Source organism: Roseateles sp. AC306 (assembly GCF_979253795.1).
Genome location: NZ_CEEDEB010000006.1, coordinates 93,931 through 106,112 on the forward strand (window position 1 = coordinate 93,931; position 12,182 = coordinate 106,112).

The following is a 12,182-nucleotide window of genomic DNA, read 5'->3' on the forward strand; positions in this document are numbered from 1 at the left end:
CACGCCTCTGCGCGCCGCCTGCCACCTCAAGCCGGGATGCTCAGGACTGCGTTCTCAGCAGCTTCAGCAGTTCGTCGGTCCGAACCGGCTTGCTGAAGATGAAGCCCTGGTACATGTCGCAGCCCAGTCCGGCCAGACAGTCGCGCTGGGCCTGCGTTTCCACACCTTCCGCCGTCACGGTCATGCCCAGGCTGTGGCCCAGTTCGACGACGGTGCGCGCAATCGCCAGGTCGGCAGCCTGGCCGGGCAGGTCCATGACGAAGGAACGGTCGATCTTCAGTTCGTCGAGCGGGAAGCGTTTCAGGTAGCTCAGCGACGAATAGCCCGTGCCGAAGTCATCGATGGACAGCGTGACGCCGAGCGACTTCATCTCGTTCATCAGCGAGATGCCGTTCATGACGTTGTCCATCAGCATGCTCTCCGTGAGCTCGATGACGATGCGATGCGCCGCTATGCCGGCGTCCGCCATCGCTCTGCGCAGGACGCCGCAGAGATCGCCGGAGATGAACTGGGGTTTGGCCACATTCAGTGCCAGCTTGAGCTGGCCGAAACCGGCCTCGGTCCAGCACGCGGCGTCGCGGCAAGCCTGCTTGATCACCCACTCCCCGAGTGCCGAGATCAGGCCCATCTCCTCGGCCAGGGCGATGAAATGCCCGGGTTGCAGCAGGCCGAGATCGGGGTGCTGCCAGCGCACCAGCGCTTCCGCTGCAACGATCTGGCCGGTGGGGAAGGCCACCTTGGGCTGGTAGTGCAGCAGCAGTTCGCCGCGCTGTATGGCGCCGCGCAACTGGGAGCCCAGCTTCAAGCGCTCATAGGAAACCGCGTTGAGCTCCAGGGATGCGAACTGGATGTGCGTCAGCGCCTGGGCGCGGGCATGGGTGGACGCCAGCTCGGCGCCTTTGCGCATCGCCTCGGCCGAGGTGCCGTCTTCCGGTGAAACGGCAATGCCTATCCATGGCGTGGCCACGATGTCGTGCGCACCCAGCTCGACCGGCTCGGCCAGCAGCGCGACGAGCCGCTTGGCCAGCACCTCGATGGCCGCCGCACTGGGCTGGCCTTCCAGCAGCAATCCAAAGTGGTCGGCGCTCAGCCGGCCGACCCATGCTGCCGGCCGAACCGCCTTGCCGTTGTGCGGCGGTGGGTTGTGCTCATTGGCGAAGCGCTCCAGCCGGTGCGCAAGCGCCTGGCAGAGCCGGTCCGCCGTGGCTTGGTCCACCGTTTCCCGCAGCTGCTTGTATTCCGGGATCTGGATGCTGAACAGCGCCACCGATCCGCCCACCGCCTCGCGTTGCTGCAGCAGCGCGTCGGTGTGGCGGTCGAACTGGCGCTGCTGGGGCAGGCCCGTGAGTGCGTCGAAGTTGATGCGCTGGACGTGGTACTGGTGATAGGCAAGGGTGTTGCGCACCCGCAGGACCAGCTCGCTCGCGTCCACCGGCTTGGCGAGGAAATCGGTCGCGCCCAGCTGCAGGGCGCGCAGCTTGGCGTCCGCGCCGGTCGAGGCGGTCAGCACGATGACGGGCGTGTAGCGCAGCTCGGGGTCGGCGCGGATCGCCTCCAGCACCTCGAAGCCGGACATCTGCGGCATCATCAGGTCGAGCAACACCAGCCCCGGCTCCTCCTGCCGCAACAGGGCCAGCGCCTCGCGCGGGTCGTTGGTGGCAACGAAGTTGGCATAGCCCTCGTCTTCGAGGTAGGTCTGGATGAGGTCCGTCATCAGGGCCTCGTCGTCGACCATCATGACCTTGGCCTCGAGGAGCGGGGCGTAGTCGGGGCGGTTCGGTGCCTGCATGGCGGACTTGTCGGCGGGTGCGGCTGCAACTGACGGCATGGTGGTGGGGCTGCGGGGCGTCATCAGATGGCCCCTGTGGTGTCGGTGGCGGGCGTACCGCGGAGGATGCGTCTTTCAAGGCTGCGCAGCAGCGCCATCGTCGTGCGTGCGCCGTGGCTGTCGCCACGCGCAGCGGCTTCTTCCAGCGCGCAGGCCGGCTCGAACAGGTCGTCATAACCCATGCTGCCGCCGGCACCCTTGAGCCAGTGGGCCAGCGCTTCCAGCGCCGCCATGTCGGCGGCTTCGAGAGCGGCTTCCATCTCGGCGAGCTTGAGCGTGAACTGCGTGACGAAGCGGGCAATGATGCGGCCCAGCTTGGGGTGGCCGATGAGGCGGGAGACGATCGCCTCGCCATCGGCGACCCTGGCGGGTGACAGCGTCGCCTGCGCATCGTCGGCATCCGCGGGGACGACCTCGCCGCCCAGCCGCATGGCCAGTTCGCGCATCAGGGTGTCCACGTCGATGGGCTTGGTCAGGTGGCCGCTGAAGCCGGCTTCGTCGAGTTCCCGCTCGAAGCCCTTCATCGCGTTGGCGGTCAGCGCAATGATGGGCAGCGTCACGTCACGAGCGCGCAGCAGCCGCGTCGCCGTCTGACCGTCCATCACAGGCATTTGCATGTCCATCAGCACCAGGTCGTAAGACGCGGTCTCCATCAGGTCCAGGGCCATCTTGCCAGTATCTGCCTCGCTGACCCGCAGACCCGCGCCTTCAAGCAGCACGCGCACCAGCTGGCGGTTCTCGGCGCCGTCGTCGACGACGAGCACATGCCCCGCTGCAAAGTGCCAGCGTTCCTCCGGCAAGCGGCGTGCCGTGGCGATGTCGCTGACGCGCAGCACCGCCGGCTCCAGCAGCGTCGTGGCGGCCAGCGGGCCGGCGGCTAGCGAGAGCGTGAAGGTCGTGCCGGAACCATGGATGCTGCTGGCAACGATGTCACCGCCCATGGCCCGCGCGAAGCCGCGGCTGATGGTCAGCCCCAGGCCCGTGCCGCCGAAGCGGCGTGTCGTCGTCGACTCGGCCTGCACGAAGGGCTCGAAGACGGCGTCGAGCTTGTCTCCCGGGATGCCGATGCCGCTGTCCTGCACGGCGATGCAATAGCGCGTCGCGGGGCCTGCCGTGTCGAGATACAGCCGTACGCGCACGCCGCCGCGCTCGGTGAACTTGATCGCGTTGCCGACCAGGTTGGTAAGGATCTGGCGCAGCCGCACGGCGTCGCCCTCGATGCGCGCCGGCAGGGGCTCGGGGAACTGCAGTTCGAGCGTCAGCCCCTTCTCCTGCGCGCGTTCCGACAACGTGTGCACCACCTCGTGTGCCACCTGATGCGGCGCGATGGGCAGGCGCTCGGCCTCGAGGCGGCCGGCCTCCACCTTGGACAGGTCGAGGATGTCGTTGATGAGATTGAGCAGGTGGCGGCCGCTGGAATGGATGATGTCCAGGTGCCGGGCCGCCTCGTCGGACTGGCGCAGGCCGCCGCGGCGCAGCACCTCGGTGAAGCCGAGAATGGCGTTCATCGGCGTGCGGATCTCGTGGCTCATGTTGGCCAGGAACTGGCTCTTGGCTTCGTTGGCCGCATCGGCCTGCTCCTTGGCCACGCGCAGCGCCTGGCCGCGCTGCTCCAGCTCCGTCACGTCCTGGAAGCTGATGACCACCGCCTGCAGGCCGCCTTGTTCATCCAGGATGGGCGAACAGTTGGCGCGCAGCGAGAAGCGCACGCCGTCCGTCTCGCGCGTGACGTTCAGATGCACGTCGCGCCTGGCGCTCTGGCTTGCCAGGGCCTCCTGCCACGGCAGCGTCTCGGCCGCGACGGCACCGGCGTCCTGGTGGCTCCACGCAAACTCCGACGGCGAGCGGCCCACCAGCTTGCGCTCGGGGACGCCGAGCATCTGGCTGGTCGACGTGTTGGCCAGCACGATGGCGCCCGCGCGGTCCATGACGATCAGGCCCTCGGTCAGCGTGTCGTAGGCGGTGCGCACGCGCTGCGGCACGGCGCGCGACGGGTCCAGCTCGCGCAGCATGCGGCGCAGATAGCCCCAGAACAGCAGCACGCAGACGCTGAATGTGAAGGCCGACAGCCGCAGGCTAGGGTCCTGCAGCAGGCTGCGCCAGCCATCGGCACGCAGCGGCTCGAAGCGCAGCTCGACCTGGCCCCAGGGCTGGCCCGCCTGCCAGACCGGCACGACGAGCGCGGCGTCCGTCGAGGCGCCGGCGGCCGGGGCCCGCCAGTGCTCGCCATGGCCGGCGAGGTCGATCAGCAGCTCGCCCGCCTGGTCGCGCACGCCGATGGATTTCACATCGGGGTTGCGCTCGCGCAGGAAGGCCAATGTCGCTTGCAAGGCCTCGGGCTGGGTTTCATCAATGACGCTGGAGACCGTGATGGCCACGGTCTCGGCGAGTGCGGCGCGGTGCTGGCGCGTCAGTTGCTCAGCGTCCGGCACGAGGCCGAGATAGCTGGCGGCCAGGCTGACGCCGACGGCCAGTGCGGCAAGGCCAAGCGCCAGGTGCACGCGCGACGACATCCAGCGCGTCAAGGCGGACAGTCTCATTCAGTGGGCTCCGGAGTGCGGCTGCGGCGGTCGTCGAACAGACGCTCGACATCGGGGTCAGCCTCGCGCGCGGCGCGGTCACCGCGGCGGCGCTTGGCGGCGCTGGCGGCGGCCAGCACCGGCAGCGGGTCGATCATCTGCCAGGCCGGCAGCGCCGACAGCATGGAACTGACAAGCACGCCGCCACGCACCAGCCACACGACATAGCCGATGGACAGGCCGCTGGTAATGGCAATGCTGGAGGCCATCACCTGGCGGTGTTCGGCGCCAGGCTCGGCCATCTGGCGTTGCAGTTCGTCGAGGCGGCGCAGCAGGTCATCGCTGCGCAGCAGTTGCGACAGCGAGGTGGCGGTCAGGTCGCCGTACTGCGGCAGCAGGGCCGCGGCCAGCACCGCGTCGGAGCGGCTGGCCAGGCGCGCAGCCGACGTGGGCGCATCGCTCGACGTGGCAGCACGGCGCGCGTCGGCCGGGGCCAGGGCGGTGTCGATCAGCAGGCGGGTGTCATGGCCCGCAGCCGGTGGCTCGCTGGCTACCGGCACGACCGGTGCTGCGGCCGACGGCGCCGGTGCTTCGGCGGCGATCTTTGTTTCTTCGGCCACCGGTGCCGCAGGCGGCTGGGGCGCGGGGACGTCGATGGGTGCGACCGCGACCGGCGGCGGCGTTGGCTCCGCCACCGGCGCCGGCTCGACGACGACGAAGGCGAAGATCATCTGGGCGCTGGCGCCTGCGGCGTCGCTCGCAGTCACACGCACGAGCAACTCGCCGGCATCCGCCAGTGCCGGCTGGGCCGTGAACACCCGGTGTTCGGCATCGAAGCTCAGCCAGGCCGGCAAGGCGGAGCCGTCCGCCAGGGTCGCCGCATAGGTCAGCGCGTCGCCGGCATCGGCGTCGGCGAACGTTGCCGGCGGCATCGTCCACTGCACGCTGCTGCCGGCGAGCGCGGATTGCGCAGGCATGGGTTGCGCCAGCGTCGGCGCGTCGTTGACGTTCGCCACGGCGAGCGTGAAGTGGGCGGCGGCCGTTGCGCCGCCGGCGTCGGTGGCCGTGACTTCCAGTTCCAACGCGCCGACGTCAGCGTTCGCGGCGGTGCCGCTGAAGGTGCGAGTCGTGGCGTCGAAATGCAGCCACGCCGGCAGCGCCGCACCTGAGCCGAGGCGGGCGCTCAGCGTGAGCGTGTCGCCGGCATCCACGTCGGTGAAGAGGCCGGCGGGCAGCGTGAAGCTGAAGGCCTGATCCTCGGTCGCGGTCTGCGGGGCGATGGCGCCCGCCAGCACCGGCGCCTCGTTGATGTTGGCCACCGTGAGCGTGAAGCTGCCACGGGCGGTCGCGCCGCTGGCGTCGGTGGCGCTCACCTGGAGCGCGAGGCTGCCGACGTCGGCATTGGCCGGCGTGCCGCTGAAGGTCTGCGTCGCCGTGTCAAAGTGCAGCCAGGCCGGCAGCGCCGCACCGGAGGCGAGGCTGGCGGTGATGGCCAGCGTGTCGCCGGCATCCACGTCGGTGAACAGCCCCGCCGGCAGCTTGAAGACGAAGCCCTGCCCCTGTGTGGCGGCCTGCGTGGCGATCGGGCCGGCCAGCACGGGAGCGTCGTTGACGTTGGCCACCGTGAGAGTGAAGCTGCTGCCCACGCTGGCGCCGGCGGCATCGGTCGCCGTGACGGTCACGCGCAGCGAGCCCACGTCGGCGTTGGTCGGCGTGCCGGTGAAGCTGCCGCTGGCGGCGTCGAAATGCAGCCAGGCCGGCAGCGGGGCACCCGAGTCGAGCCGGGCGGCCAGGCCCAGCGTGTCGCCGGCGTCGATGTCGTTGAACAGCCCGGCGGGCAGCGTGAAGCTGAAGCCCTGGTCCTCGGTCGCCGTCTGCGCGGCAATGACGCCGGCGACGGGCGCGTCGTTCACGTTCGCCACGGTGAGCGTGAAGCTGCCGGTGGCCGTTGCGCCACTGGCATCGGCGGCGGTCACGTTGACGGTGAAGGCGCCGACATCGCCGTTCGCCGGCGTGCCGCTGAAGGTCGCGGTGCTGGCGTCGAAGTGGAGCCACGCAGGCAGCATGGCGCCCGAGCCGAGGCGGGCCGTGAGAGCCAGCGTGTCGCCCGCGTCGATATCGCTGAACGCCCCGGCGGGCAGCGTGAAGCTGAAGCTTTGATCCTCGGTCGCCGTCTGCGCGGCGATGACGCCGGCGACAGGCGCGTCGTTCACGTTCGCCACGGTGAGCGCGAAGCTACCGGTGGCCGTCGCGCCGCTGCCGTCGGTGGCCGTCACGTTGACGGTGAGGGCGCCGACATCGCCGTTGGCCGGCGTGCCGCTGAAGGTCGCGGTGGCAGCGTCAAAGTGCAGCCACGCCGGCAGGGCCGCGCCGGAGCCGCGGCGGGCGGTGAGGGCCAGCGTGTCGCCCGCATCGATGTCGTTGAACAACCCGGCCGGCAGCGTGAAGACAAAGCTGCTCCCCTGGGTCGCCGACTGCGCGGCCAGCGCTGCGGTGAGCTGGGGCGCGTCGTTGGTGTTGGCAACGTTCAGCGCGAAGTCGACGTGCGCGTCGGCGCCGTCGTGGTCGGTGGCGGTCAGGCGCAGGCTGAGCTGTCCGACGTCGCCGTTGCCCGGCTTGCCGCTGAGCGTCTGCGTCGCGGCGTCGAAGGCCAGCCAGGCAGGCAGCGGCGCGCCCGAGGCGAGCGTGACGCTGTAGGAGAGCGTGTCGCCGACGTTGATGTCGGTGAACAGCCCCGCCGGCAGCGCGAACACGAAGGGCAGGTCTTCCGTCGCGGTCTGGTCGGCCACGCTGCCAACCAGCACAGGCTCATCGTTCAGGTCGATCACGGTCAGCTGGAAGTCGCTCGTTGCGCTGGCCCCGCTGGTGTCGGTGGCCGTGACTCGAATGGCCAGCGTGGCCACGTCCACTTCGCCTGGCGTGCCGGTGAAGCTGCGGCTCGCGGCGTCGAAATGCAGCCAGGCCGGCAATGCCGCGCCGCCGGCCAGCGCGGCGCTGTACGTCAGCGTGTCGCCGGTGTCGATGTCGCTGAAGCGGTCCGCCGGCAGCGTGAAGGCGAATGCGGCGTGCTGGATGGCGGATTGGTCGGCAATCGCGGCCGCCGGCTGCGGCGCGTCGTTGACCGGCGTGACCGTCAGGCTGCTGCCGAAGCTGGCGCTGCTGAAGGCGCTGCTGCCGCCGTTGCCGCGCGTGTCGGCCAGGGCGCCGGCGCTGCCGCTGGTCTGGTCCCAGGCGCGCAGGCGCAGGCCGTTGACGAGGCTGCCGTTCCAGTCGGCGGCGGGCACGAAGCGCACGGCCGTGCCTGCATCGGCTGCCAGCAGTCGGGACGCGGCATCGCTCACCGGGCCAATGGCCTGCCAGGTGATGCCACCGTCTTGCGTGTACTGCCAGCTGCCGTGGGCATCGTCCACACCGATGACGGCGACGCCGGCCAGGGCCGCGTCGTCCGCGTCGCCGACATGGCCGGCGAGCAGGGCCGACACCAGCATGCCGGCGTGCCCGGTCAGGTCCTCGGCGATGGCATCGAAGTCGCTGATGCCGCCCAGCGTCGGCGCGTCGTTGACGGCGGTGACGCCGAGCGTCCACTGGCGCGCCGCGCTGTCGGCAATGCCGTCGTTGACGCTGAGCGTGAAGCCCCGCGCGGCCGTGGTCGGCGCGTCACTCGCATTGGCGTAGCTGACCGAGCGGAGCGCCGCCTGCCACTGCGCGAGCGTGGCCGTCTGGCCGGCCGAGCTGAGGTTCAGGCTGCCGGCGCTGTAGGTGGCAACGATGTTGCCCATGGTCAGGCCGTCGTTGGTGAAGCGCAGTTCGTCCTGCACGCCCGCGTAGCCGCTGCTGATGCGCCACTGGGCCCCGGCCAGCGTGGCGTTGTCGGCATCACTGAGCGTCAGGCCGGGGGCCAGCGCGAGCGGCGCGCTGCCCTCGGTGAAGGTGGCGGCCGGCGTGCCCAGGGTGAGCACCGGCAGGGCATCGGCGCCGATGGCGATGTTGATGCTGCCGCTGGCCTGGCGGGCGCCGCCCAGGCCGGTGCCGCCGAGGTCGTCGACGCTCACGTCCAGCCGCGACAGGCTGGCCGAGCCGGCGCTGAAGCTCAGCGTCTGCAGCGCGGCATTCAGGTCGGCGGCGCTGCCGAGCAGCACCACCGTGCTGTCGAGCGTGCCGCTGCCGCTCACCAGCGTCAGGCCGGCAAGGCTGCCGAAGCTGAGCGTGCCGCCACCGGCCAGGTTTGCGGTGGTCAGCGTCAGCCGCAGCGAGGTGGCGCCGCTGTCGATGTCGGCCAGGCGGATGGCGTTGCCGCCCGAATCGGCGAACGGCAGCGGCGTCAGCAGTGGCGTGGACTGAGCGCCGGGCAGGCTCAGCGTCGGCGCGTCGTTGACCGCGTTGACGGTGATGGCCACGCTGCCGGTGGCGGTGCGGGCGCCGCCGCTGCCGGTGTTGCCGAAATCGCTGACCGACAGGTCGAGCTGGTCCGCGCCGTTGTAGTTGCTGTCCGGCCGGTACTGAAGGCTGGCCAGCGCCGCATTGATGGCGCTCTGGCTGCCGCCGAACACCAGGCTGGCGTTGTTGCTGCCCGTGCCGACGACAAAGGACAGGCCGGCGGTCTGCGTCAGCGTCAGCCGGCCGTGGGCGACCGACAGGCTCATCTGCATCCAGCCGCTGCCGCCGGCGTCGACATCGCTGATGCCAGGCGCGGCAATACCGCTGAAGCTCAGCACGCCGTCTTCGTTGACGGCCTGCGCTGCGGGCAGGCTCACCAGCGGCGCGTCGTTCACCGCTTGCACCGTCAGCACGAAGCTGGTGCTGGTGCTGAACTGGCCGTCCGACACGGTGACGGTGATGGTCGTCGTGCCGCTGGCATTGGCCGCCGGCGTGAAGCTGATATTGCGCGCACCGCCGCTGCCGCCGAGCACAAGGCTCGCCGTTGGCAGCAGCGCGGCGTTGCTGGAGGTCGCCGTCACGACCAGGCTGCCCGCGGCGGTCTGGGCATCGGCCACGGTGAAGGCAATGGCGCCGGAGGCGGTGTCCTCGGCCAGCGTCTGGTCGGCGATGGCGCTGATGGTCGGCGCCTGGCCGGCGGTGCTGTATTCGTAGGCGCCGATGTCGGCGCGGCCGACGTAGGCCGTGCCGCGCTGGTCGGCGTTGAGCGCGGTCACGGTGTTGGCAGCATTGCGCGCCGCGCTGCCCGAGCCAATCGCGTGCGTGCGGCCAAAGCCGCCGTTGTCCGACAGCGCGGCAAGCGCCAGGGTACTGAAGGCGACGTTGCTGCGGTCTGTCGCTGCGTCGAAGCCATCGGAACTGTCGTCGCTGATGTTGTAGCCGGCCGAGTTGAAGGTGCGGTTGCTGTTGGCGCCGCTGTTGCCTGCAAACAGCGAGTTCGCCACGGTCACCGTGTGCGAGTTGTCGTGCTGGAAGACGCCGCCGCCGTTGTTGCCGCTGTTGCCGACAACGCTGACGTGGTCCAGGCTCATGCTGCCGCCATCCATCCACAGGCCGCCGCCTTCCGACGTGGCGACATTGCTGCTGACCGTGACGTTGGTCAGCTCGGCATCGCCCTTGCTCCACAAGCCGCCGCCGCGCTTGGCCTGGTTCTCTGCGAGCGTGACGTTCTGCAGCACGGCGGTCGCGTCGTCATCGACGTAGAGGCCGCCGCCGTCCTTGTCCTTGGCGGCGACGTTGCCGCGGATTTCCGAATCACGCATGGCCAAGGCCGCGTCCTTGGCGACATAGATGCCCGCGCCGTCGACATCGCCAGAGGTGGTGTCGCCGTTGTTCTGAACCAGCGTGCGCAACAACGTCAGCGTGCCGGCGTTGTAGATGCCACCGCCGCTGCTGGCGCCCTTGCCGACGTTGCCCTGGACGACTGCGTCGCTGAGCGACAGGTCGGCATTGGCGGTCACGCGGATGCCTGCGCCGCTGTTGCTGGCGCCGCCCTGCACGGTCAGGCCCGACAGGCTGACCGTGCCGGCGCGCACGTCGAACACGCGGTCCAGCCCGGCGCCGTTGATGACGGTGCGCGTGCTGCCGTTGCCGACGATGCGAAGGCTGCCGGTGATGTCGAAGTCGCCGCCGTTGTTGTTGTCGTCGCCGTTGCCTGCGGCCAGGTCGATGCGGCCGTCGATGGCGAAGACGATGGTGTCGGTGCCGGCGTGGGCATTGGCCTGGCTGATGGCCCAGCGCAGCGTGCCGGACACGTTGGCCGCGCCGGCGAAATCGGCCGTGCTGGTCACGGTGTAGGTGGCAAGCACGCCGCCCCACTGGGCCTGCGCAAACAGCGTCGGTGCAACGGCGGCCTCGATGCCGCCGGTGGTGTATTCGAGCACCCAGTCGCCGCCGGCGGTCGCCGCGCCCGTGAGGTCGGTGCTGGCGGCCACGTCGGCGCCGGTCAGTGCGGCAAGGCCCTGCACGAGCCGCTGGCCGGCCGCGGTCTGCGCGAGGTCGCAGCCATACAGCAGCAGGTCGGCGTCGTCGGTCAGCGCCTGGCTCCAGCCGGCGATGGTGCCAGCCTGCTGCATCAGCGTGGCGCCGTCGAGGCGGCTGCTGCCGAGCTGCAGCTGACCGTCGCTGCCGTGGGCCAGCACGTGGACGGCGCTGACCTCGTGGCGCGCGGCCAGCGTCTCGCCGATCAGCGCCAGGCCGTCGTCACTGGCGGCGATGGTGATGATCTCGATGGGCCGGCCGGCGTCGCGCTGGGCCTGCAGGTCGGCGATCAGGGACTGGGCGTCCGTCAGGCCGGCGTCGACGAAGACGATCTCGGTGCGCGTGACGGCCGCGCTCGCGGGCGCCGTCGTGGTCGAGGCGTGCAGGGCCGCGTCGCCGCTCCACAGCAGCGGCGCCAGGTCGGCCGAATGCAGGATGCGCGGCTCCATTACCTCGGTCAGCAGCCGCCAGTTGGAAGCAGTGGCGGCCGAGGTGCGGGCGGGGTCGGCCGCGCGCCGGAAGGGGTTCACAACGTCGCGGCCTTGGTCCCGCTCGGCTTGCGGGCGTCTATCGTGGTGGCGGCCTTGCGGGCCGCTGCCGGCGCGGGTGTCTCGGGCGCGGCGGCAAGGTCGGCCTTGCAGCGCAGGCCGGCCGGCAGGCGGTGCTGAGGGTTGGGCAGCTTAAGGCGCACGCGAAAGCTGTTGCTGGCGGCGTCGAGCACCTGGTCGATGTGGCTGACGGTGGCGACGACCGGCTCGGCGCCGGGCAACTCGGGGCGAATGGTGACCTTGTCACCCGCGGCGATCTGGCCGTAGCGAGAGGTGGGCACCATCAGCTCCACGCGCAGCGGGTCGATGACGGCGATGCGCATCAGCGGCCGGTCCTCCACGCGCTCGCCCATGTTGACGTAGCGCTCGACGACGACGCCGGCGAAGGGGCTGCGCACGGTGCGCAGCTGCAGCTGGGCGTCGGCCACGCGCTGCTCCTGCTCGAAGATGCGCTGCTGGCCGCGCACCTGGCGCAGCTTCTGGTTGGCCACCTCGGCTTCGCCGCGCGCCTGCTCGACGGCCTGGTCGGACACGAAGCCCTGGGCCACTAGCGCCTCGGCGCGCTTGACCTTCTGCAGCGACAGGTCGTGGCTGGCCGCGGCGGCCATGATGTCGGCGTCGATGCGTGCACGTGTCTGCGCGGCGCCCACATTGGCCTGCTCGACGTCGGCGCGCAGCTTCAGCAGCGGTTGGCCGGCAGCCACCGAAGCGCCGCGGTCGACATGCAGACGCTCGACGAGGCCGATGACCTGCGAACCGACCTCGGCGACCTGGTCGGGCTCGATCAGGCAGCCCATCGGCTTGTTCGCCGCAGCGGCAGGGGCCGCCAGGGCAGGTGGCGCACCGCTCAGCAGCGCCACGGCGCCGGCA

General features: G+C 70.7%; 4 protein-coding genes. All 4 read right to left on the reverse strand.

Annotation, left to right across the window (positions count from 1 at the left end):
• Positions 1-40 precede the first annotated feature (40 nt).
• Genes AC0IZJ_RS14180 through AC0IZJ_RS14195 form a run of 4 tightly spaced genes read right to left on the reverse strand, consistent with a single transcriptional unit; the run spans position 41 to position 12,172 of the window.
• A complete protein-coding gene (locus AC0IZJ_RS14180) occupies positions 41-1,852 on the reverse strand; it encodes a putative bifunctional diguanylate cyclase/phosphodiesterase (RefSeq protein WP_471850776.1) in 1,812 nt (603 codons plus the stop codon).
• A complete protein-coding gene (locus tag AC0IZJ_RS14185) occupies positions 1,852-4,368 on the reverse strand; it encodes a hybrid sensor histidine kinase/response regulator (RefSeq protein WP_471850778.1) in 2,517 nt (838 codons plus the stop codon). The genes AC0IZJ_RS14180 and AC0IZJ_RS14185 overlap by 1 nt, the downstream gene beginning before the upstream one ends.
• Positions 4,365-11,294, reverse strand: coding sequence for a putative Ig domain-containing protein (locus AC0IZJ_RS14190; protein WP_471850780.1), 6,930 nt, complete (start codon positions 11,292-11,294; stop codon positions 4,365-4,367). The genes AC0IZJ_RS14185 and AC0IZJ_RS14190 overlap by 4 nt, the downstream gene beginning before the upstream one ends.
• A complete protein-coding gene (locus AC0IZJ_RS14195) occupies positions 11,291-12,172 on the reverse strand; it encodes an efflux RND transporter periplasmic adaptor subunit (RefSeq protein ID WP_471850782.1) in 882 nt (293 codons plus the stop codon). The genes AC0IZJ_RS14190 and AC0IZJ_RS14195 overlap by 4 nt, the downstream gene beginning before the upstream one ends.
• Positions 12,173-12,182 lie beyond the last annotated feature (10 nt).

Coding starts and splice junctions, on each gene's coding strand:
- AC0IZJ_RS14180 (WP_471850776.1), bottom strand. CDS start 1,852: ATGACGCCCCGCAGCCCCACCACCATGCCGTCAGTTGCAGCCGCACCC.
- AC0IZJ_RS14185 (WP_471850778.1), bottom strand. CDS start 4,368: ATGAGACTGTCCGCCTTGACGCGCTGGATGTCGTCGCGCGTGCACCTG.